Origin of the sequence: Salinicola halophilus, from assembly GCF_003206155.1 — a bacterium.
Lineage (GTDB): Bacteria > Pseudomonadota > Gammaproteobacteria > Pseudomonadales > Halomonadaceae > Salinicola > Salinicola halophilus.
Genome location: NZ_PZJV01000002.1, coordinates 164,064 through 185,957, shown reverse-complemented (window position 1 = coordinate 185,957; position 21,894 = coordinate 164,064). Strand labels below are relative to the sequence as shown.

The 21,894-nt window shown below is 63.2% G+C and carries 18 protein-coding genes and 1 tRNA gene; 11 read left to right on the top strand and 8 right to left on the bottom strand.

Annotation, left to right across the window (positions count from 1 at the left end; genetic code table 11):
- Positions 1-111: 111 nt before the first annotated feature.
- Positions 112-1,584, bottom strand: coding sequence for a carbon starvation CstA family protein (locus tag DOM33_RS08570; protein ID WP_110667909.1), 1,473 nt, complete (start codon positions 1,582-1,584; stop codon positions 112-114).
- Between the two features lie 233 nt (positions 1,585-1,817).
- Between DOM33_RS08570 and DOM33_RS08565 the strand changes: the two genes are divergently transcribed.
- Positions 1,818-2,087 (top strand): DksA/TraR family C4-type zinc finger protein, encoded by a 270-nt coding sequence (locus tag DOM33_RS08565; RefSeq protein ID WP_110667907.1) that lies wholly within the window; start codon positions 1,818-1,820, stop codon positions 2,085-2,087.
- Between the two features lie 346 nt (positions 2,088-2,433).
- Here the strand turns inward: DOM33_RS08565 and DOM33_RS08560 are convergent, their stop codons facing one another.
- The 5 genes from DOM33_RS08560 to DOM33_RS08545 all read right to left on the bottom strand — a co-directional run bounded on the left by DOM33_RS08560 (position 2,434) and on the right by DOM33_RS08545 (position 6,729).
- A complete protein-coding gene (locus tag DOM33_RS08560; protein WP_162617938.1) occupies positions 2,434-2,991 on the bottom strand; it encodes a cytochrome b in 558 nt (185 codons plus the stop codon).
- A 195-nt stretch (positions 2,992-3,186) separates the two neighbouring features.
- A complete protein-coding gene (locus DOM33_RS08555) occupies positions 3,187-3,837 on the bottom strand; it encodes an SDR family oxidoreductase (protein WP_110667903.1) in 651 nt (216 codons plus the stop codon).
- A gap of 554 nt (positions 3,838-4,391) precedes the next feature.
- Positions 4,392-5,225 (bottom strand): hypothetical protein, encoded by an 834-nt coding sequence (locus tag DOM33_RS16165; protein WP_162617937.1) that lies wholly within the window; start codon positions 5,223-5,225, stop codon positions 4,392-4,394.
- Entirely contained in the window at positions 5,191-6,057 is an 867-nt protein-coding gene (locus tag DOM33_RS08550) for a DUF2726 domain-containing protein (RefSeq protein ID WP_110667901.1), read from the bottom strand. Before DOM33_RS08550 ends, DOM33_RS16165 begins: the two co-directional genes overlap by 35 nt.
- Positions 6,058-6,652: 595 nt before the next feature.
- Positions 6,653-6,729 (bottom strand) — tRNA-Ile (locus tag DOM33_RS08545).
- A gap of 81 nt (positions 6,730-6,810) precedes the next feature.
- Here DOM33_RS08545 and DOM33_RS08540 point away from each other — a divergent pair.
- From DOM33_RS08540 to DOM33_RS08500, 9 genes are all read left to right on the top strand, one after another.
- Positions 6,811-7,419, top strand: coding sequence for a hypothetical protein (locus DOM33_RS08540; protein WP_239495308.1), 609 nt, complete (start codon positions 6,811-6,813; stop codon positions 7,417-7,419).
- A 10-nt stretch (positions 7,420-7,429) separates the two neighbouring features.
- Positions 7,430-8,176 carry a 4'-phosphopantetheinyl transferase family protein gene (locus tag DOM33_RS08535; protein ID WP_162617936.1) on the top strand — a complete coding sequence of 249 codons (747 nt, stop codon included), beginning with the start codon at positions 7,430-7,432 and terminating at the stop codon, positions 8,174-8,176.
- 70 nt (positions 8,177-8,246) lie between these two features.
- Positions 8,247-9,143, top strand: coding sequence for a lipid A hydroxylase LpxO (gene lpxO, locus DOM33_RS08530; RefSeq protein ID WP_110667897.1), 897 nt, complete (start codon positions 8,247-8,249; stop codon positions 9,141-9,143).
- A gap of 175 nt (positions 9,144-9,318) precedes the next feature.
- Complete coding sequence (locus tag DOM33_RS08525) at positions 9,319-10,320, top strand: helix-turn-helix transcriptional regulator (protein WP_239495307.1); 1,002 nt, start codon at positions 9,319-9,321, stop codon at positions 10,318-10,320.
- A 136-nt stretch (positions 10,321-10,456) separates the two neighbouring features.
- Positions 10,457-12,574, top strand: a complete 2,118-nt coding sequence (locus tag DOM33_RS08520; protein WP_110667895.1) for a TonB-dependent siderophore receptor — start codon at positions 10,457-10,459, stop codon at positions 12,572-12,574.
- A gap of 365 nt (positions 12,575-12,939) precedes the next feature.
- Positions 12,940-14,598, top strand: coding sequence for a pyridoxal phosphate-dependent decarboxylase family protein (locus DOM33_RS08515; RefSeq protein WP_110667893.1), 1,659 nt, complete (start codon positions 12,940-12,942; stop codon positions 14,596-14,598).
- 118 nt (positions 14,599-14,716) lie between these two features.
- Positions 14,717-16,051, top strand: coding sequence for a lysine N(6)-hydroxylase/L-ornithine N(5)-oxygenase family protein (locus DOM33_RS08510; RefSeq protein WP_110667891.1), 1,335 nt, complete (start codon positions 14,717-14,719; stop codon positions 16,049-16,051).
- A 27-nt stretch (positions 16,052-16,078) separates the two neighbouring features.
- Positions 16,079-18,625 carry a GNAT family N-acetyltransferase gene (locus DOM33_RS08505; protein ID WP_110667890.1) on the top strand — a complete coding sequence of 849 codons (2,547 nt, stop codon included), beginning with the start codon at positions 16,079-16,081 and terminating at the stop codon, positions 18,623-18,625.
- 101 nt (positions 18,626-18,726) lie between these two features.
- The gene (locus DOM33_RS08500) at positions 18,727-19,233 is read left to right on the top strand and encodes an RNA polymerase sigma factor (protein WP_110667888.1); all 507 of its coding nucleotides are present in this window, start codon (positions 18,727-18,729) and stop codon (positions 19,231-19,233) included.
- Here the strand turns inward: DOM33_RS08500 and DOM33_RS08495 are convergent.
- Complete coding sequence (locus tag DOM33_RS08495; RefSeq protein WP_110667886.1) at positions 19,230-19,664, bottom strand: GNAT family N-acetyltransferase; 435 nt, start codon at positions 19,662-19,664, stop codon at positions 19,230-19,232. The two genes, DOM33_RS08500 and DOM33_RS08495, sit on opposite strands and share 4 nt — an antisense overlap.
- Complete coding sequence (locus DOM33_RS08490; RefSeq protein WP_204352652.1) at positions 19,640-20,884, bottom strand: hypothetical protein; 1,245 nt, start codon at positions 20,882-20,884, stop codon at positions 19,640-19,642. Before DOM33_RS08490 ends, DOM33_RS08495 begins: the two co-directional genes overlap by 25 nt.
- Positions 20,885-21,114: 230 nt before the next feature.
- Here DOM33_RS08490 and DOM33_RS08485 point away from each other — a divergent pair, with 230 nt between their 5' ends.
- Positions 21,115-21,882, top strand: a complete 768-nt coding sequence (locus DOM33_RS08485; protein ID WP_110667885.1) for an ATP-binding cassette domain-containing protein — start codon at positions 21,115-21,117, stop codon at positions 21,880-21,882.
- Positions 21,883-21,894 lie beyond the last annotated feature (12 nt).

The window sequence follows — 21,894 nt, the reverse complement described above, 5'->3', positions numbered from 1 at the left end:
GCTGCGATGGCACTCTGACGCCGCTGCCGACACACGGTGTTGGTGGACGGCAAAACAGAAACGGGCCCGCACCATTGGTGCGGGCCCGTTTGCGTTGGGCGGTGAGTTCGATCAGCTCGCGGCGAGCGTCTCCACCGGCCGGCCGTTGCGGAACTCCGGCACCTCCGGCTCGTCGACGGCGAAGATCCCGCCACTGAGACGCCGCACCCGCTTCATGAACAGCGCGATGCAGATCAGCGTGCCGATGGCCGCCGCCACGTAGCTCATCTGCAGCGAAAGCCCGAAGCCGATGGGCGCGTAGGCCAGGTAGGTGAAGGTGGCCATGGTCATGAACACCGCCGGGATGGAGGTGATCAGATGCGGCTTGCGCGCCAGTACCAGATACATCGTCGCCACCCACAGCGCGATGACCGCGGTGGTCTGGTTGGCCCAGGAGAAGTAGCGCCACAGCAGCGTGAAGTCCATGTGCGTCAGCGCGTAGGAGACCACGAACAGCGGTGCGGCGATCAGAATGCGGCGCACGATCGGGCGCTGATCGATCTTCAGGTAGTCCGCGATGATCATGCGGGCGCTGCGAAACGCCGTGTCGCCGGATGTGATCGGCAGCACGATGACACCCAGGATCGCTAGCGTGCCGCCGATGGCACCGAGCATGTGGGTAGAGACTTCGCTCACCACCGCTGCCGGGCCGCCTGCGGCCAGCACGCTGGAGAGCGACTGGTCACCGTGGAACAGGCTCATTGCCGCCGCGGCCCAGATCATCGCGATCACGCCCTCGGTGATCATCATGCCGTAGAAGATCTTGCGACCGTTGCTCTCGTTCTCCGTGGTGCGCGAGATGATCGGCGTCTGCGTCGCGTGAAAGCCCGACAGCGCCCCGCAGGAAATGGTCAGGAACAGCAGCGGGAAGATCGGCGCATTGTCCGGATGCATGTTCTGGAACGAGAGTTCCGGAATCGGCGCGCCGGTGAAGAGCATGCCCAGCCCGATGCCCAGCGCGCTGAACAGCAGCAGTGCGCCGAAGTAGGGATAGACGCGACCGATCACCTTGTCGATCGGCAGCAGCGTGGCGATCAGGTAGTAGGCGAAGATCACCAGGGTCACCAGCGTGAGCGACAGCGACGTCATGTTGGAAAGCAGCGTCGCCGGCGAGGTGACGAACACCGTGCCCACCAGAAGCAACAGCAGAATCGCGAAGCCGTTGACCACGTGCTTCATCGCCTTGCCCAGGAACTTGCCCGCCAGCTGCGGCAGGTGCGCGCCGTGGTTGCGGATCGAGATCATGCCGGTGAGATAGTCGTGAACCGCGCCGGCGAAGATGCAGCCGATGACGATCCAGACGAACGCCACCGGGCCGTAGAGTGCGCCCAAAATCGGCCCGAAGATCGGCCCGACACCGGCGATATTGAGCAGCTGAATCAAGGAATTGCGCGTGGACTTCATCGGCACGTAGTCGATGTCGTCGCGCATCGTGAAGGCCGGCGTGCGTCGCTTGCGGTCGGCGACGAACACCCGCTCCACGAATTTGCCGTACGTGAAATATCCCGCTATCAGCAGCAGGATCGATGCGATGAATGTGATCATGTCAGGCCCCTGGGGAGAGACGACGCGAGTGCGTCTGGCGGGAACGTCGTTGGGCCAATGGAAGACCCAAGCTAGTCGACGCCAAATCTACGGAAACGCACTGGGCACAGCAGTTAGACTTTGGTGGCACTGGCCCACGCTTTCAGCGCTCCGGCGCCCGGAGATCGCGCTTTGACTTGCGCCCAGGGCGCAATGGCCCCATATCTAGGTGATACCCACTCGGGAGACGGACAATGGCCAGCGGCTGGGCAAAAGACGGCGCGGTTCAGGATCAGATCGATAGCACCGTGGAAGATGGCATTCGCGAAGCGCGTGAGCGGCTTCACCACCACGGGCCGAGCCTCGAGGAGTGCGAGGAGTGCGAGGCCCCGATCCCCGAAGCGCGGCGTGAGGCCGTTCCCGGTGTGCGGCTCTGCATCGAGTGTCAGGCGGCGGCGGACAAGCGCCAGACGCACGCCAGCGGCTACAACCGCCGCGCGAGTAAGGACAGCCAGCTGCGCTGAACACGAGCTGCCCCAGCCTTCGACCCGCAACCGGGCCAATCCGGCAGTGATGCCTTCCCAGGCCATCGCCGGACACCACTGAACCCGATGCCGTCACCGCCGTCGAACGAATTGGCGACTTTTTACCCTGCTTAATCCAGGTTAAAAAAAGATAGAAGCCGTTAATCTGGACACCCTATCGCCGATAACCCTCAAGTCCATGATAAATCGAGACTCGAGCGGATTCGGATTCGAGGATATGCCGTCTGACGGCAAGATTTGGGTTGCTCCCTGCGACCGCCTGACTCGGCCTGGATGACGGCGCTTGCGCTCTCAACCCAAACGAGTCTTTTTTCTTCCGGCACGACTAGAGCATTCGCTGTAGCGTGCCATCCCGCGCGATCAGTCGGTGCGACAGCGCCGCCGCGCCATGCCCCAACGCCAGCGCCAGCAGCGCCCAGGCAAGCGTCGAGTGCAGCCAATCCGCCGGCATTTCCAGCAATGGCATCTGACGCTCGGCGCCAGGAATGAACCGCACGCCCCACACCTCCATTCCCCGCCCGGACGCCCACGAGCGCAGAATCGCCGCGCCGGGAATGCACAGCGTCAGCGCATTCAGAATCATGTGCCCCACTCTCGCCGCCTCTCCGACGGCATTTGCCGACTGCATGGGCCGCGCGCTCGCCGCCCGCATCCCCCAGGCCCAGATCAACCGCACCGCCATCAATACGAATACCGTCAGCCCGACCAGCCCGTGAGGCGCCACTGCCGCCAGCGCCTGCGTCAGCGGCGTACTCCCCAGCCAGCGCCAGGCCAGCACCGTGGTGAACTGCGTCAGCAGCAGCCCCGCGATACTCCAGTGAAGCCAGCGGCTGACCCGGCCATAGCGTTCGCCGTCGTCTCGCCACCCTCTCGATTCGTTCACGCGCTTCTCCGTCACCTCCAGCGAGTGACGGATGATGCCATATCGCATTCGATAATAATTCTCGAATACCGATAGCGCAGTGAAAGAGGGGGAGAGGGCGTGGAGGCTCCACACGAGAACGCCCATACCCGAGGCTTCATGAAACCGGCCAATGGAACGACGCGATAAAAAGCTCGCTTTCGCCAGCGCAGCGAGTTAGCGCACCAGCCGGCTCACCGCGTCATCAACGGCGACTTCCCCGTCCGTCAGCTCCAGGATCTCACCAGTGACCGCCGGCGTCTCCAGCAGCGCCGCCAGCACCTGGGCCACGCTATCCCGCGAGACCGACCCGTAGGGCAGCGCCGCCCCCAGCGCGACACGACCCGCGCCCGCCTCGTCGAGCAGCTTGCCGGGACGCAGAATGACCCAGCCGAGCTCGGAGGCCGCGACCGCCACGTCCGCGCGCTTCTTCTCCGCCATGTAGTGCTCGAACCCCGGCTTGGGCTCCCCGCCCCGACCCGCCTCGGGGAACGCCGAAACGAGATAGAACCGCGAGACACCCGCCGCCCGCGCCGCCTCGACCGCTTTGATCGGCCCGTCGCCGTCGATCGCCGTGGTTCTGTCCGGGCCACTCCCCGCCGCCCCCGCGGAGAAGACGATGGCGTCGCAGCCGCTGGCTGCCTGGGCGAGATCATCGACCGACATCGTGATGATGTCCCCCAGCACCGCCTGACCGCCGGCCTGCTCGATCGCCGACGCCTGCCCCGGCTTACGGTGCAGCCCGACCACCTCATGCCCGTTGCCGATCAACATCGGCAGTAGCCGAGAACCGATACCGCCCGTTGCGCCGATCACTAGGACTTTCATTGGCTGACCTCCAGTCTTTAGGCGCGGTACGTTCGCGCGCGCCCGTGTTGAGTGCGAAATGGATGGGAGGGAGGTTAGAACGCGCGTCTGGCGGGTGCCAGTAGGACAGAGTGTTTGGCGGCAAGGAAGAGGGTCAACCGATGAACGAATGCACGCTTACTTTTTAAAATCCGAAGAGAGCAATCGACAAACCGATTTTGAATCTGCCTAGAGACACTTATAAGAGGCAAACATAACTCAACGACTAAAATAAATTAACCCCCAGCAACCAAGGGATTATGAGAGCGAGTTAAACAACGCCACTAGCCGTCTTCTCTCGTAAAATCAGCCCTTTACCGAGCAACTAACTGTCAACACCCGTCTTCAAGCGTCAACGGCGTTGACAGTTGGTTGACACCTAGCCGTACGCGACTCTGCTAACTGACCAACGAATTACGAAATCTTTCGCGAATCCGTCACAAACCGTCTTTCTTCGAAACATCAGCCAGTTATAGAAACTAAAGCCGACACAACCTGTCGGTAAGCGTCCACCCTGTTGACCCTTGGTTGACACGTCATTTTTTCAATACGCAATAACTCTTCACCTCGTCGTTTACTGAAAAACAGTCCTCGTAATAGTTAACAGTATAAGAAAAATAAAATGAAGCTACGTATACCAACGCCCCCATTAACATCATTCTCTTGAAATTATAATAAAAATGCCCGTTTTTGATGGTTTTCCATTCCCCGTCCACATACCTTTTTACTTTAGCGTGATAATCTAAGAAACCCTTTAGCAGAAACTCTTGGAGCTCAGAAGAAACCTCTTTTACTTTTTCTAAACTATTATCGTCCAACGCATGCTGCACTCTTTCAGCAAAAGCTATATCCAGTTCCCTTAGCATCCTTGTCTCACCATACAAAATACCTTCGTTTTTATCACTTGACGAATTTAAATATAGCGAAATTAAATTAAATTTTGTTTCTGACTTCAAGAAAAGGTCATTTGATACTGATATATACTCTTCTGACCAGAATGAATCTCTTATTTCTTTAACAGTTTTAAACCCATCATCTTCGATCGCCTTCAATAGCTCCCCAAAAGATGATGCAAGATTACTAGTATAATCCGCACAATGGAATTTCAAATCACTAAGCCATTTCTCCCTATGCTTCCCTATTTCATTTTCCTTATTCGTCTCACTCACCAATATAGCTACGATAGTTGAAAATATTGCTGCCACTACAAAGCTTAAAACAGATGGTGGCGTGTGATGCATGTCAAAAAATGCGGGCGAAAAAACTCCTAGTGCAAGCAAAATAATAATGATTGCCGTGCTTCCTATTATCCTGTATTTTTTGCTTGAGTTTATTTTATCCGAAAACTTTTTCAATTCTTTTCTGCTCATAATTTACTTTCATCCTTTCTATTCTGATACCTGCAGCTCTACATGCCTTGTCTAAAGTCTTGTCGTCGTCTTCTTGGAGTGCTGACTTGCGATCCTTTTGATTCAAATTTATTGCGCAGCAGACGCTAAAGTCGCTTTTATAGCACAGCAGAAAATCAAAACTCCATTGACAAAGTTTTTCATAGATTGCTTCATATTCGCCATTCTTTTCTCTATAGGCAGAAAAATCGGGCTTAATTACCTCTGAGGCGCGGATTTTAACAAGAACATAAAAGCGGGATTGGTATTTATCTTTTATGAGCCTATAAGCAAGTTCCTCAGCTGGCGTTAACAATTGCTTTTTTATCAAGCATATTTCACCTCCCATGATATTTTCATGTAAATCTACCTTTTCATCACTAACTTCGTCTTCGCTTTGATAACCAACTGCGCTTTCATACGTCTTTTTTTCGCTGCCGCTTCCTTTCGGCTCATTATTTTCAATAGTTTCTCCCAAAAGCTCCACCACAGCCTTTTTAAAGCTCTCGCTAGCAGAACTACATCCACATTTAAACCGGATCAAAATCGGTTCAACAACAAAAACGAAGACGCCGTACGCCACTACAGATACAAGGAGCATTCCTAGCACTGGATGTTCTGCCACTAGCAATACAGTGCCAAGAGCTCCCATTCTTACCCAAAGAATGAAAGCGGCAATGGAGATCGCACCGCAGACTGCGATGCGGATGACATTTAACTTATGATTGGAAGGCTCAACCCACAGTGCCAACCAGCTTCCAACGATCATTCCTCCGCCGGTCAGCATCAATCCTTCTGCTGCGTTCCCCGGCATGACGATTCCCCGATTAGACTGTTTTCAGTTCTCATCGGTAGATCCTCAAGGTTCTTGAGCGTCTAAAGCGCTCTTTCCCTGATCCCGCCCATCACTAATTCCCTGTTCCCCGGTACCAGCGATCCGCTACTCGTTTCGCGACCCTGTATCCGTTCCCGTTGGCTCGAGCCGATCTCTGGTCGCTTCTATCTGGGGATCAACCTGCCCGGCCTCTTCAAGCGTCTGATCAATCATCAGCTACATCGTGTAACGTGAGTACACCGGCGTAATTTTCCATATCACCCTGAACGAGGGTTCATTACGGCCGCTTTCTTTATCGAGGAGCGTCTGCTTTGAGATGCTATTCAGATCGCAGACTACCCGATGTCCCGATACCCGGCCCTTTCTATCACAGCGCGTCGCTAACGCGTAGTTGCCGGCCAATCGATAGGCGTACGGAAGCCCAGCGAACGCTGACGATAACCGGGCAAAACTTTCAAGGTAGTTTAGCGACGGAAATTCGAGCTGACGACGCCGAATGCGACGCACACGGGCCTGCAAACGCAACCTGTTGGCGGCTTCGGTGTCTGATGCTGCAGAAAATCGCGGGGGATAATGGTGGGCCCAGTAGGACTTGAACCTACGACCAAGGGATTATGAGTCCCCTGCTCTAACCAACTGAGCTATAGGCCCGGAAACGCGGGAGCCGTATGATACCCAAAGCGTTCGGCACAGGCCAGCCGTCGCAAGCCCAGTCGTCCAGGGAGGACACCCATGTCATCGAGCACTCTCATTCGCCGCCTGACGAGCCTGTCTCTCGCCACCGGCCTGATCGCGGGCAGTACGCTAGCGCAGGCGGCGTGGCAGATGGATCCGAACCAGTCCCGCGTGACCGCGACGGTCACGGAGATCACCAGCGCGGGAGACTCCATCCCTCACGAGCATTCGCTCAACCGGATGGAGGGGCAGATCAGCGCGGACGGCACGCTGCGCCTGCCGGTGCGGCTCAACCAGACGGACATCATCGATCGGCTGGGCAACCTGCCGCCGTGGATGAATTCACTCACCAACACCACGCTGGTCACGGTAGTCACCCAGCTGCCGCCGGAGCGGATCAACTCGCTCGACGTCGGCCAGTCGACGGTGGCGGTGATCAACCTGCGCACCGATGCCAACGGCGAGCAGCGCGAGGAGCAGCTGCCGGTGCGCTTCACTCGCGAAGCCGAGAACGTGGTGCGCGTGCGCAACGCCGAGCCGGTCTCCATCGACGGCCGCGAGCTGATGAAGAATCAGACCGTGCGCTCGATCCTCTCGATGATGGGCTATCAGCAGATCGGCGACGATGTGCCGGTGGAACTGGACGCCGTCCTCGTCGACCGGTGATCGCCACGGCATGACCGCTTCGCCCCTACCCTCTCTTCCCCTGCCGCCGGGATGCCAGCCGCTGGACCGCGACTGGCCCTGGCGGCAGTCGCTGGCGTCCGCGCAATTCTCGGCGATGCGTTTCGAGACATCGGCGCTGGCCGCTATCGATTCCTCGACGTATCGGATCGAGCTCTCCGAACGCCTGCTCGCTTCCGCCGACAAGCGCCGGGCGGAGTACGTCGCCGGGCGGCTCTGCGCGCAGCAGGCACTGCAGGGGCTAACGCACGAGACGAGCGCCCCGGGGCAGACGTCGGCCGGGCCGCCGGCGTGGCCGCGCGGCACGGTCGGCTCGATCACCCATAGCCGGGGCCTTGCCGCCGCGGCGGTGGCAAGCCGCGATCATGTGGCCGGGCTGGGGATCGATGCGGAGGCGCGCATACCCGCCGAGCGCGCGCGAAGGCTCGCCCCGCAGATTCTGGTCGAGGCCGAACGCGACTGGCTCGCCACCCTCGATGACACCGCCGCCAGCGAGTTCGTCACCACCGCGTTCTCGCTCAAGGAGAGCCTGTTCAAGGCGCTCTTTCCGCTGGTGGAGCGGCGCTTCTACTTCCACGATGCCCGCCTGATCGACTGGCAGCCGGCAGAGCGCACCGCGACGCTTGAGCTACTGACGACGCTCTCTCCCCACTGGCCCGCGGGCGCGCGCCTCGCCGGTCAGGTCACCGAAATCGACGATCACCTCTTGACCCTGATCGCGATCCCGCGACAATCGTAAGCCTCCAAACTTTATTGAGCGATGGCGACCACTTCGGGTCGCCGCCGTCGTTTTCTGGAAGGCCGTCACCATGATCAAGTGGATTCTCATCCTGCTGTTCGTCGCCAGCGTGCTCTACACCCATTTTCGCGGCAAGGTACGTCACCGGCCGCTGCGCCAGGCCTCCGATCACTCGACCTTCATGGCGCCGATCAACGCGCTGATGACGCTGTTCGGCCGCGACAGGGACCAGCCGTATCACGACCTCGCCAAGTACCCCGAGCTCGAGCATCTCACCGGCAACTGGCGGGAGATTCGCGACGAGGCGATGGCGCTGCAGGACCACATCAAGGCCGCTTCGAGCTACAACGACGCCGGCTTCAACTCCTTCTTCCGCCGCGGCTGGAAGCGCTTCTATCTGAAGTGGTACGGCGACAGCCACCCGTCGGCGCGGGAGCTCTGCCCGCGCACCACCGAACTGCTCGCGGGCATTCCCAACGTGAAGGCGGCGATGTTCGCCGAGCTGCCCGCCGGCAGCCACCTGACGCTGCACCGCGACCCCTACGCCGGCTCCATGCGCTACCACCTGGGGCTGGTGACGCCCAACGACGACCGCTGCTACATCGATGTCGACGGCGAAAAATACAGCTGGCGCGACGGCGAGGCGGTGATGTTCGACGAGACCTACCTCCACCGGGCGGAGAACGGCTCGGAGCAGGATCGCCTGATTCTCTTCTGCGACATCGAGCGCCCCATGAAGTATCGCTGGGCGCAGGGGCTCAACCGCTTCTTCGGCCGCACGCTGATGGCCGCGGCCAGCTCGCCCAACGACGATAGCGACCGTACCGGCGGCCTGAACCGGGCGTTCAAGTATCTCTATGCGGTGCGCAAGCAAGGCAAGGCGCTCAAGAAGCGCAACAAGACGCTCTACTACGCCATCAAATGGGCGCTCTTCGCGCTGGTGATCGTCGCGATTCTCGCCTGGTAGCGCTCTCCTCGCTTCGCGCTATTCACACCGGGTATTGCCGCGCCGCGCTTTTCTCATGGGCGCGGCGTTGTCGTGGCCGCACCGGCTCGTGCCCGGTTGATCCGCCAGACGCCTTGGGCTTCTTCGACGAAGACGATTATCATTCGCAGATCGTTCTCGTCGTTGGATCGCTATCATGCCGCCTCTCGCTCCCGATGCCGCACGCCCTATCGGCTCCCCGGACAAGCGCACGCTGACGGTCGATGACTTCGGCCATTTCGAGCGCCGCTACCGGGTCGCGCATCGCTTTCCCGCGCTGGAAAGATCCCACCGCTCCGCCGCGGCGATCGCCGAGGGGCGCGTCGACGAGCAGCGTCTCGCCGCGGGGTGGCAGCTGGTGGGCTCGGATCTCTGCGTGCATCGCACCTACGAGAGTCATGCCCGCGACGACGCCCCCGCCCATCTCTCGCTGGTCCAACTGCTGGAAGGCGAGGCGGCGATCACGCTCGGCGAACGGACCCACCGGCTGACCGCGGAGCGCGGCGTACTGCTCGCCTACACCGGCACCGGCCGCCTTAGCGCGTGCCACGTCGCGCAACCGCGGGTACGCGCCGTCAACCTGACGCTGCCGGCCTCGGCGCTGACGACGGACCCGCGGCTCGCGCGGCTTCGCCCCCTGTTGGAAACGCCCGGCGGATGCTGGCCGGTTACCGCGAGCGATGGCTTGCGGGCATCGCTTTCGCACTGGCTCGCGCGCCCTGACGTCGCCGGCGGGGCGCTGCTGGCCGAAGGGCTGGCGCTGCAGCTACTCGCCGAGGCGATGACGGCCGTCACACCGGAGGATTCCCCATCGCCGTGTGCCTTCGGTGACCGACTGGCAGGGGTCCACCGCCTGATTCAGGAGCGCCCCGGCGACGCCCATACGCTCGCCTCGCTGGCGCGCATCGCCTGCATGAGTGCGAGTTCGCTGCGCAGCAAGTACCGCCAGCGCTACGGTCGCCCGCTGTTCGATCATCTACGCGAGTGCCGGCTGACGCTGGCGCACCGGCTGCTGCGCGAAGGCGGCGAGGTGCAGGAAGTGGCCTTCCGCGTCGGCTATCGTCACCCCTCCAACTTCGCCACCGCCTTTCGCCGCTATCACGGCGTCGCGCCGCGAGACATCGCCGCCACGGCTCGCGTTCCCTCCGCGCTGACGTAACCGCCGTCGTTTGGCACTTTGAATAGAGGTTTCGTCACTGCGCATAGACGTTTCGTCACCGTGAATAGGCGCTCCCTGAGCGTTATCGGGAATAATTCTCGATAACACTTAACATCCAGTCTCATCAGGAGCCTCCATGCGTGTCTCGCGTCGTCACCTGCCCCCTACCGTCTGCCTCATCGGCGTGTCGCTACTGCTTCCCCAGGCGACGTTCGCCCAGTCGGCCGACGGCACGGCGAACACCGACTCGCTCGACACGGTCACGGTCACCGCGCCCACCGCCGCGACTAAGACCGAAACGTCCTTCTTGGAAACCCCGCAGACAGTGTCGACCGTCGATCGCGAGGAGATGGACGAGCGCGGCGTCCGCACCCTTCGCGATGCCGCCCAGTACACGCCAGGCGTTTACACCAATCAGGTGGGCGCTTCCAATCGCTACGACTATCTCGTCATGCGCGGCTTCTCCGACGGCAGCCTGAGCAACACCTATCTCGACGGCCTGAAGGTAATGGGCGATACCAACGGCTATAGCTCGATGGTCATCGATCCGTGGTTTTTGGAGAGCATGGAGATCGTCAAAGGGCCGGCCTCGGTGCTCTACGGACGCTCTTCTCCCGGCGGGCTAGTGGCGCTCACCAGCAAGCAGCCGCTGTTCGAGTCACGCAACGAAATTCGTCTGCGAGCCGGTAGCAACGACTATCAGAGCGCGGCGTTCGACTTCTCCGGACCGCTGGGCGAGAGCCGGCGCGTGGCCTACCGGCTGGTCGGGATCGGCACGCAGAGCGATACACAGTTCGATAACGTCGAGGAAGATCGCTACGCGATCATGCCCTCACTGACGTGGGACCCGACAGACGACACCTCGATCACCGTCATGGCCTACCTGCAGCACGACCCGGAGGGCGGCTACCACTCCGGTGCGCCCTATGAGGGTGCGGTCAGCTCGCATAACGGTAAGCACATAGACAATACCTTCTTCGATGGTGAACCGGATTACGACAAATTCGAGCGCTATCAGCGCATGTTTGGCTACGACCTCGAACACCGCTTCAGCGACGACGTCATCGCGCGTCAGAAACTGCGCTATCTCAACGCCGACACCGAACTCAATCAGGTCTACCAATACGGCTGGATCGACGACACCAACGAACTCACGCGCTACTACTCCGGCGGACGCGAATCGCTGCAGGCGTGGACGCTCGACAACCAAGTGGAGTCGAATTTCGAAAGCGGCTTCATCGACCACACCGTGCTGGTGGGCATCGACTACCAGAAGCGTGACAACGACGTCGACTGGCCTTCCGGCGCATTTCCGTCGATCAACCCCTTCAGCCCTGAGTACGGCGCCGACCCTACTGCCCTCTACCCCGGTACGCAGGAGCGTCACCAGCTCGATCAGACCGGCATCTACCTGCAGGATCAGATGGCGATCGACCGCTGGCGCCTGACGCTCGGCGGGCGCTATGACTGGGTCGATATCGACAACACCAACAAGCTCACTGGCGACAAAAGTTCGCTGGAGGATACCCAGTTCAGCGGCCGCGCCGGGGTGCTCTATCTCTTTGACAACGGCTTCGCACCCTATCTGAGCTACAACACCGCTTTCACCCCGACGAGCTTCGTTGACGAAGATGGCGACTTGCTGGAGCCCATGGAGGGTGAGCAGTGGGAAACGGGGCTGAAGTACGAACCGCCGGGGACTCGGAATCGCTACAGCGTATCGCTGTTTCGCATCGATCAGGAAAACGTGGCGACCAAGGAGCAGCCCGTCGACCCTTACCGGGCGATCGGGGAGATTCGCTCTCAGGGCGTGGAGCTGGAGACCCGAACTTGGCTGACCGACAACTTCCGCGTCGAAGCCGGCTACGCCTACACCGACATCACCTACGAGAAGAGCGACGTGCCGGGTGAAGAAGGCAGCTACGCCATTTACGCACCGCGTCACCAGGCCAACCTTTGGGGCCACTATGCATTCGACAGCGGCATGCTAGACGGGGTCGATGCCGGCGTTGGCGTGCGCTACTACGGCGGCATCTATGCGGATCGCGTCAATAGCGAAACGGTGCCCGACTATACGCTGGTCGATGCCGCACTCGGCTATGACTTCAGCAAGCTGGGCATGGAAGGGATCAACGGCCGAATCAACGTCGGTAACCTGCTCGACAAGGAGTACGTCGCCTCCTGCAACTCGCTCGAGTACTGCTACTTCGGCGCCGAGCGCAATGTTACGGCGACCCTCTCCTACCAGTTCTGACCGACCCGCCCCACCCGTCGAGCGCCGGCCGATCCGCCGTCGGCGTGATTGCCCAGAACGCTCGCCAGCGCCCCGCCCCCTCGGTGTCGGGGCGCTTTTCGTCCCGGCTCGCCGTCTCTCACAAAGCCGCACTGCACAAAGCCGCACTCCACCAAGCCGCACTCCACCAAGTCGCACTCCACCAAGTCGCACTTCACAAAGCGGCGCTTCACAACGCCGTACTGCCCAAAAAAACGGATCGTGCCGGTTCAGAAATCCCGTGTCATTTCGTCTCCTATCCGCCCACCGATGCAAACGGTTTTCATTCTCGATATGAGACACCGCTGCCTCCGTGGCTACCGGGCCGCCAGTCAGGAGACGTCGTCATGCGATACGACAGCCATTCCCGCACCGCCATACCGCTGCGAGCGTTCGACCGACCGCCGCAGGACGCGACACGAGCGCTGTTCAGCGAGCAGTCGCTTTCGGCCTATCACCAGGGCATGCAGCGCTGCATCGATCAGGTGCGACGCAGTCTCGACCGCCACCGCCGCCCGACCAGCGGGGTCACGCCCGCGTCGCTGCAGCCGGCCTTCGATGCCATCGATCTCGACCACCCGTTGGCGACGCTCGACGAGAGCCTGGAGGAGCTGCAGCGACTCTATCTGGACCACGCCGTCCACTTTCACGACCCGCACTACGTCGCTCATCTCAACTGTCCGATCACCCTGCCCGCGATTCTCGCCGAGGCGATCGCCACCCCGCTCAATACTGCCGTCGAGACCTGGGACCAGAGCGCCGGCGCGACGCTGATCGAACAGAAGCTGATCGACTGGATCGCCGCCCAGGCCGGTCTCGGCGAAACCGCCGACGGCGTCTTCACCAGCGGCGGCACGCAGTCGAACCTGATGGCGCTGATGATCGCCCGCGACCACGCCTGCGCCGCCCTGCCCGGCCATACGGGCAACCGCCACGGCGGCCTGCCGGACGCCTTTCGCCAGCTGCGCATTCTCACCTCCGAGGTGAGCCACTTCAGCGTGCAGAAGGCCGCTGCGCTGATGGGGCTGGGCTACGACGCGGTGATTCCGGTACCGACGGATGCCGAGCGCCGGATGGACGTCGAAGCGCTGACGACGATTCTCGCCGAATGCGAGCGCAACGGACTCAAGCCCTTCGCGCTGGTGGCGACCGCCGGCACCACGGACTTCGGCAGCATCGATCCGCTCTTGGAACTGGCCCCGATCTGTCGGGCGCGGAAGCTCTGGCTGCACGTCGATGCCGCCTACGGCGGTGGCCTGCTGCTGTCGTCCCGCTACCGCCACTGGCTCGCCGGCATCGAGCAGGCGGACTCCGTGGGGATCGATTTTCACAAGACCTTCTTCCAGCCGGTGAGCTGCAGCGCCTGTCTGGTGCGCGAGCGGGCGCATCTCGGCTACGTCACCCACCACGCCGACTATCTCAACCCCCGTGAGCAGGCCGAAGACGGCACGCCGGATCTGGTCAACAAGAGCCTGCAGACCACGCGGCGCTTCGATGCGCTGAAGCTCTGGATGACGCTGCGGCTGCAGGGAGCCGAAGCGCTCGGCGGCTATCTGGAGACGGTGATCGCGCTCACCCGCGAGACGCACCGCGCGCTCTGTCAGCGCGACGACTTCGAGGTGCTGATGGCCCCGCCACTGTCGACGCTGCTCTTTCGCTATGCCCCCGCCGGCACCGAGGGCAAAGCGACCAGCGAGGCCGAGATCGAAGCGCTGAATCAGGACATTCGCCAGGCGCTGTCGCAGCGGGGCGAGGCGGTGATCGCCGCCACCCGCGTCGACGGCCGGCTGTATCTCAAGTTCACCCTGCTCAACCCGCTCACCCGCGCCCAGGATCTCGCCGCGCTGATCGAGCGCATCGCCGAACGCGGTGAGGCGCTCATCGCCGAGCGGAGTGCAAACGAGCAGGGCGCGACTGAGCAGGGCGCGACTGAGCGAGACGTGGTCGACCCGCACGCGAATGCACCGCGCGCAACCGAGGCGTCGCCCAGCGGTTCGCCGGCCTAGCGCCCGCGTCTCGGCATCCCGTGCGCGGATGACGCGCCTCGCGCTCACGACGCCTGTCGTCCTGACGAATCCCATCACGACGTCCCCGCCCCGGCGCGGACGCTGCGAGGAGACCCACATGTCCGACAAGATTCACGACTTCATCGCCATCGGCCTCGGCCCGTTCAATCTGGGGCTCGCCTGTCTGACCGACCCCGTCGAGTCGCTCGACGGGCTCTTTCTCGAGCGCGAGTCGGCCTTCGACTGGCATCCGGGGCTGCTGCTGGAGGACGCCAGCCTGCAGACGCCCTTTCTCGCCGATCTGGTCACGCTCGCCGATCCCACCAGCCGCTTCAGCTTTCTCAACTACCTCAAGGCCGAGGGCCGGCTCTACCACTTCTACATTCGCGAACACTTTTTCGTGCTGCGCCGGGAATACAACCGCTACTGCCAGTGGGTCACCGGCCAGCTCGACACCCTGCGCTTCGAACGGTCGGTGGAGCGGATCGACTACGACGACGAGGCGGGCTGCTATACGGTGACCGCCCGCCACACCCGCAGCGGCGAGCCGCACCGCTATCGCTGTCGCAAGCTGGTGCTGGGGACCGGCACCGAGCCGATGATTCCGGCCTGCTGCGAGAACGCGCGCGAGCGCCTCGTTCACTCCGCGGACTATCTCGATCACAAGGCCGCGCTGCAGGCGAAGCACTCGATCACCCTGGTCGGCAGCGGCCAGAGCGCCGCCGAGATCTATCTCGATCTGCTCGAGGAACAGCGGCAGCACGGCTACTCAATCGACTGGGTGACGCGCTCGCCGCGCTTCTTCCCGCTGGAGTACGGCAAGCTGACGCTGGAGATGACCTCGCCGGACTACATCGACTACTTCCATGCGCTGCCGGAGACGACCCGCGACCGTCTGACAAGTGAGCAGAAAGGGCTTTACAAGGGCATCGATCTCGATCTGATCAACGCCATCTACGACCGGCTCTACGCCCGCTCTCTCGAGGGGCCGGTGAACACCCAACTGGTGACCTGTGCCGCGCTGGAGAGCTGCCGCTTCGACCCGGCGCACCGTCGCTTCGCGCTCGGTTTCGTGCATACCGAGCAGGCGACCCGCTTCGACCACGTCACCGAAGGGCTGATTCTCGCCACCGGCTACGCCCCGCGCGACCCGGCGTTCCTCGCCCCGATCGAGCAACGCATCGAGCGCGACGACGCCGGGCGCTACGCCGTCGGCCGTCACTACAGCGTCGATGCCAACGCCGAGATCTTCGTGCAGAACGCCGAGCTCCACACCCACGGCCTGGTCGCGCCGGATCTCGGCATGGCGTGCTACCGCAACGCCTGCATCATCCGCGAACTCGCCGGCCGGGAGGTCTACCCCATCGAGCGCGGTTTCACCTTCCAGGACTTCGGCGCGCCGCAGAGCGAGCGCTTCACGCCCCGTCTCGAATCCCAGCGCGTTTCCGCCTGAATCGACCGCCCGCCAGGAGACACGATCATGAATCTGCCACAGACCCCCTTGCCGAACCGCGATACCGCTCACCGTCGAAGCGACGGCCACGACGCCGACACCGGCCGGCGTCGGACCGACGATGTCTACACCCGAGCGCGCACCTTCCAGCGCGACTGGCCAGGCATCGGCACCCTGGCGCTGCGCCCGCTGGACCCCTTGCACGACCTCGAATGGGTCCACGACTGGGTCAGCCGCGAGACCGCCCGTTTCTGGGGCATGACCGGCCACACCGTGGATCGAGTCGCGGCGTTCTATCGCGAGATGCAGGCGAGCCGCCGCGCCCAGGCCTATCTCGGCCTTCACGACGGCTGCCCGGCGTTTCTGGTGGAACTCTACGACCCGGCGAGCGACCCGGTCGGCGAGCACTACGCCGTCGCCCCCGGCGACCGGGGCATGCACTTTCTCGTCGCGCCGCTGGAAGACGGATGCACGCCGATCCACGGCTTCAGCCAGGCGGTGATCGACACCGTCGTCGCCTTTCTCTTCGACGACCCGGCGACGCGGCGCATCGTGGTCGAGCCGGACGTCACCAACGCCAGGATCCACCCGCTCAACCGCCGCGCCGGTTTCGTCTACGACCGGCAGATCCAGCTCGCCGACAAGACCGCACACCTGGCGTTTCGCTACCGCGAGCCGCCAGCGCAACCCCGCGAGGCGGGAGCGTCGCTCGACGCCTCGACCGCGCATCTGGAACCCCAGCGCTTCGCCCGCGCCAACCGCGAGCTGCTGGCCAAGGCGATCGCCGAATTCAGCCACGAGCGGCTGCTGCACCCGGAGGCGCTGGGCCCCGCCGATGCCGACGGCTGGGGGGATTACCGGCTGAGCGGCGACGATGCGCGCATCGAGTATCGTTTTCGTGCCCGCCGGATGGCGCTGGATCACTGGGTCATCGACCGCGCCACGCTGATCAAGACACAGGATGGCGAGCCACGCTCACTCGACGTCGCCGCCTTTCTCCTCGAGTGCCGTGAGCGCCTGGGGATCGCCCCGGACAATCTGCCGACCTACCTGGAGGAGATCGCCAGCACCCTTGCCGGCATCGCCTACAAGCTCGGCCGCGACCTGCCCGCCGCCGACGCGCTGGCGCGGGCGGACTTCCAGACGCTGGAGATGGCGATGAGCGAGGGCCACCCCTGCTTCGTCGCCAACAGCGGGCGCATCGGCTTCGACGTCGAGGACTACCACCGCTACGCCCCGGAGGCCGGCGCCGCGGTACGCCCGATCTGGCTCGCCGCCGCCCGCGCCTGCACCGAGTACAGCGCCATCGACGGCCTCGATATCGATACCCTGATGCGCGATGAGCTGGACGCCGCAACGCGTGAGCGCTTCGAGACCACGCTGCGCGACCTCGGCCTCGACCCCGACGACTACGTCTTCCTGCCGGTGCATCCGTGGCAGTGGCGGCACAAGCTTGCGGTCACCTTCGCCGGAGAAGTCGCCGAGCGCCGCCTGGTGAGGCTCGGCGAAGGGGACGACGACTACCGCGCGCAGCAGTCGATCCGCACCTGGTTCAACGTCTCGCGCCCCGAACGGCGCTACGTCAAGTTCGCGCTGTCGATCCTCAACATGGGCTTCATGCGCGGGCTCTCGAGCTATTACATGCGCGGCACGCCGGCGATCAACGCCTGGGTGGCAGGTGTCGTCGCCCATGACGCCGAGTTCACGGCGAGCGGGTTTCGCGTGCTGCGCGAAGTCGCCACGCTCGGCTATCACCACGCGCACTTCGCGGCCGCTACCGATCGCCAGAGCCCGTACCAGAAGATGCTCGCCTGCCTCTGGCGGGAGAGCCCCTACGCGGCCCTCGGCGACGGCCGGCGGCTGATGACGATGGCGGCGCTGCTCCACCGCGACGACGAGGGTCGCGCGCTGCTCCCGGCGCTGATCCGTGCGTCCGGCATCGACGCGCACGCCTGGATCGAGCGCTATCTCGGCGTCTACATGACGCCGCTGCTGCACGCCTTCTACGCCCACGACATGGTCTTCATGCCCCACGGCGAGAACCTGATCCTGGAGCTCGACAACCACGTGCCGGTGGGGGCGATCCTCAAGGACATCGGTGAGGAGACGGCGATCTTCGACGACGGCCAGACGCTCCCCGAAGCCGCTCGGCGAATCGCCGTCGAGGTGCCGGAGTCGCTCAGACTGCTGTCGATCCTGACCGATCTGTTCGACTGCTTCTTCCGCTTTCTGGCGCCGATCCTCGACGAATCCGGGCTGATGCACGCCCGCGATTTCTGGGCGCAGGTCGCGGCCTGCGTCCACGCCTACCAGGCGCGCCACCCGCAGCTCGCCGACAAGTTCGCCCGCTTCGACCTGTTCACGCCGACGTTTCGGCTCTCCTGCCTCAATCGGCTGCAGCTGCGTGACAACCGCCAGATGATCGATCTCGCCGATCCGGCCAAGAATCTGCAGTTCGCCGGTGAGCTCACCAACCCCATTGCCGACTATCGCGCCGCGCCGGCTTTCGATGTCGATGTCGATGTCGATGTCGATGGGACAGGAGACACCACTCCCCCTGAGCGGGAGGCGTAACGCGAAGACACATCGCGACACGATCATCCGACATTTATGCGAATGATAATTATTATCGTTTTTGTCATGATCGTGCCCCGCTTTCATTACCGGTCACGATCATGCAAAACGTCTTCTTCGAAACGCTCTATCGCCAATACCGCCCGGAGCTGTTGGGCTTTCTTCGCCACCGCGTGGGCTGTCGCGAGCTCGCCGCGGACCTCTGTCACGAGGTCTATCTGCGCCTGTTCCAGACGCCCGACGACACGCTGCCGGACGACCCGCGGGCCTACCTCTTTCGCGTCGCACGCAATCTGCTGATCGATCGGCACCGGCGCCCGTCACCCGCGCTGATCGCCATCGAATCGGTGGAGACGACGCTGAGCTGCCCTCGCGCCTGCCCGGAGACCACGGTCTGCGATCGACAGTGCGTGCAGCAGCTCGGCGAGACGCTCGCCCAGCTGCCGCCCCGGCCGCGTCAGGCGCTGATCTGGCATCGCCTGGAAGGGCTGACCCAACGCGAGATCGGCGCGCGCCTCGGCGTCTCCGAACGCATGGCGGGGCGCTATATCGCCGAGGCGGTCACGCACTGCCGGACGGCGCTGAAGACGATGGAGGGCGGCGATTAACGCTGGCGATTGGCGGCGGTGAGATACCAGCCCATGCCAATGGAATGCGGTGCGGTGGGCGTAAAGCCGAACTGACGATAGAGCCGATGCGCTTCGCCGTCGGCGAGCAGGCTGACGAAGGCGTTTTCCGGCGCCTCGCGCAGCAGATAGTCGCGGATCTCGCCCATGATGCGCTTGCCGAGCCCGCGCCCTTGATGAGCCGGCATCACCGCGATGTCCACCACCTGATAGAAGAGGCCGCCGTCACCGATCACTCGGCCCATGCCGACGCTCTCGTCCTCGTGCAGGACCTGGATCGCGAAGAGGCTGTTGGGCAGGCCCAGGGCCGCGCCCTCGTTGCTGCGGCTTCGCATGCCTGCCGCCTCGCGAAGCGCCATGTAAGTAGCGACGCTGGGCGGCTCGTGGATCACTCGGTAGTCGTCTTGGGCCATGATCGTCCTCTCTCTCCTTCGGCAGGGGATGGACCCTCGACCTTGCCATGGCCGGCGAGCGGCTGTCGCCTCACCATCCAGCGCGGCACCCTCGAGGTCGCCCGCAGTAGCGGCACCAGCAGCCAGAGCATCGGTGCGACCACCCAAACATAGAGAAAGCGAGCGACGATCAGTAGCGGCAGCAGCACGATCGTCCAGAGCAGGAACTGCCCCAGCCAGGCCGGCCAACCCAACCAGCCGGCGAGATTGGCGCCGAGCGCGCCGACCAGGCTGGGGTGCTCGATCACCACGTAGGCGGTGCCCATGACTGCCGCGACCCGGGCGGTTCTCGACAGCGTTGCGAAACGCCCGCTGCCGGCGATGGCATCGACGGCAGCGAGGCGCGCGCCCTGCCCTTCCGCCGCGGCGCCGACGCGTGCCGCCCGTCCGGCGCGGAGCACCTTGACCGCGCTGCCCATCACCAGCAGGTCGACACCCGCCCAGCCGATATCGGCGGCATCGATGGTTTCGCCCCGGCGCCACTGGCTCTCCAGGTTGCGCACGCCGCCGGTGAAGAAATCCCCGACGTCGCTGACCAGACGCTCGCTCTGCAAGCGCGTGACCTCCCCCTCGGGACCGACGACGAACTCGCGCAGGAAGTCGTGGCCGTCGCGCTTAAGGGTCGCGACGGCGATCTGCCCCCGGCGCTGCGGCGTCAGTGCGGTGGGCTCGGCAGACGTGGCTTGCGACGCGGCGTTCGAGGCCTGACCGTCGCCGTCGGTGGCCGCCTGATCTTCGCCGAACCCGCCGTCGCCGAACCAGCCGTCGAGCGCCTGGCTGGCAGACCGGTAGCGCTCGCCGAGCCAGTGCTGGGCGCGCACGGTGGCAATGTCGTGCTCGCGGTAGTAGCCCACCGGCAGCACGGCATCCGCCCCGAGGCGACTCAGCACCTGCTGAAAGGCGGGTTCGAGCCCGTGAGCGAGGAGTACCTCCCTCGCGACCTCGCCGTGATTAAGAATCGCCAGCTGTGCGCTCATCCATAGCGCCGGGGTGTCGGCGTAGTCGAGAAAGAGCGCATTGACCGGCGCCGACTCCGAGGCGAGCGCCGGGGCGAGCTCGGGCAGCGCCTGCTTCGCTTCCAGGCGTATCAGACGCTCGTCGAACGACTCGGCGCTATCCGTGACGCTCAGGACCGCCGCCAGCCCCAGCGCGACGACGAGCGTCGCGAGTGCAATTTTCATGGCCTCTCTCCTTGGCGCCTTGGCGTCGGCGCTACTTTACCGGGCAACTGGCCGACTCTACGCCGCCACGGGGTTGGCGAGCCACAAAGACGGCGATTGGACTCCCGCGCCCTTGTCGAGAATCGAGGCGCGAGCGAGAAACAGCGACGCTTGCCTTTGATAACCGTTCGTATCTGCATTAGGATGACATCCTGTCAATTCGCCCATCCCTGTCGTGAGGTGTCCCGCCCATGTTCGAAGTCCAGTCGGCCAGCTTCGAGATATCGGGAAAGACCCTGCTCTCCCCCATCGACTTCACCTTCGGTGAGGGGCAGATCTACGGTCTGATCGGTCACAACGGCTCGGGCAAGTCCACGCTGTTGAAACTGCTCGCCCAGCAGCAGCCGGTGAGCAACGGTCGCATCACCCTCGACGGTCGCCCGCTCGATCAGTGGAAACCCCGCGAGTTCGCTCGCCACGTGGCCTACCTGCCGCAACAGCTTCCCAGCGCGGACAACCTCACCTGCCGTGAGCTGATCGGCTTCGGCCGCTACCCCTGGCACGGCCTGCTGGGTCGGCTGTCGCGCCACGACCAGCGCCAGATCGATCGCGCCATCGCGCTCACCCAGACCGAAGCGTTTGCCGACCGCCTGGTCGACACGCTCTCCGGCGGCGAACGCCAGCGGGTCTGGCTCGCCATGCTGCTGGCTCAGGGCAGCCGCTATCTGCTGCTCGATGAGCCGCTGGCCGCGCTCGATATCGCCCACCAGGTCGAAGTGCTCGCACTGGTGCGCAAGCTCTGCCGCGAGCTGGGCCTCGGGGTGATCATCGTCCTGCACGACGTCAACATGGCGGCGCGCTACTGCGATCACCTGGTCGCCCTGCACAGCGGCTCGCTGCTCGCCGAGGGCGACCCCTCGAAGATGATGAACGGCGTCAATCTCGAAGCGATCTACGGCATCCCGATGCAGGTCATGAACCACCCCGGTACCGCCTGCCCCATCGCCGTTCTGCAGTAAGCCTACGCCGTT

Bases quoted from the DNA above. Each gene is read 5' to 3' on its own strand.
- DOM33_RS08570 (WP_110667909.1), bottom strand. From the start codon at position 1,584: ATGATCACATTCATCGCATCGATCCTGCTGCTGATAGCGGGATATTTC.
- DOM33_RS08565 (WP_110667907.1), top strand. From the start codon at position 1,818: ATGGCCAGCGGCTGGGCAAAAGACGGCGCGGTTCAGGATCAGATCGAT.
- DOM33_RS08555 (WP_110667903.1), bottom strand. From the start codon at position 3,837: ATGAAAGTCCTAGTGATCGGCGCAACGGGCGGTATCGGTTCTCGGCTA.
- DOM33_RS16165 (WP_162617937.1), bottom strand. From the start codon at position 5,225: ATGAGCAGAAAAGAATTGAAAAAGTTTTCGGATAAAATAAACTCAAGC.
- DOM33_RS08550 (WP_110667901.1), bottom strand. From the start codon at position 6,057: ATGCCGGGGAACGCAGCAGAAGGATTGATGCTGACCGGCGGAGGAATG.
- DOM33_RS08540 (WP_239495308.1), top strand. From the start codon at position 6,811: ATGTCATCGAGCACTCTCATTCGCCGCCTGACGAGCCTGTCTCTCGCC.
- DOM33_RS08535 (WP_162617936.1), top strand. From the start codon at position 7,430: ATGACCGCTTCGCCCCTACCCTCTCTTCCCCTGCCGCCGGGATGCCAG.
- lpxO (WP_110667897.1), top strand. From the start codon at position 8,247: ATGATCAAGTGGATTCTCATCCTGCTGTTCGTCGCCAGCGTGCTCTAC.
- DOM33_RS08525 (WP_239495307.1), top strand. From the start codon at position 9,319: ATGCCGCCTCTCGCTCCCGATGCCGCACGCCCTATCGGCTCCCCGGAC.
- DOM33_RS08520 (WP_110667895.1), top strand. From the start codon at position 10,457: ATGCGTGTCTCGCGTCGTCACCTGCCCCCTACCGTCTGCCTCATCGGC.
- DOM33_RS08515 (WP_110667893.1), top strand. From the start codon at position 12,940: ATGCGATACGACAGCCATTCCCGCACCGCCATACCGCTGCGAGCGTTC.
- DOM33_RS08510 (WP_110667891.1), top strand. From the start codon at position 14,717: ATGTCCGACAAGATTCACGACTTCATCGCCATCGGCCTCGGCCCGTTC.
- DOM33_RS08505 (WP_110667890.1), top strand. From the start codon at position 16,079: ATGAATCTGCCACAGACCCCCTTGCCGAACCGCGATACCGCTCACCGT.
- DOM33_RS08500 (WP_110667888.1), top strand. From the start codon at position 18,727: ATGCAAAACGTCTTCTTCGAAACGCTCTATCGCCAATACCGCCCGGAG.
- DOM33_RS08495 (WP_110667886.1), bottom strand. From the start codon at position 19,664: ATGGCCCAAGACGACTACCGAGTGATCCACGAGCCGCCCAGCGTCGCT.
- DOM33_RS08490 (WP_204352652.1), bottom strand. From the start codon at position 20,884: ATGAAAATTGCACTCGCGACGCTCGTCGTCGCGCTGGGGCTGGCGGCG.
- DOM33_RS08485 (WP_110667885.1), top strand. From the start codon at position 21,115: ATGTTCGAAGTCCAGTCGGCCAGCTTCGAGATATCGGGAAAGACCCTG.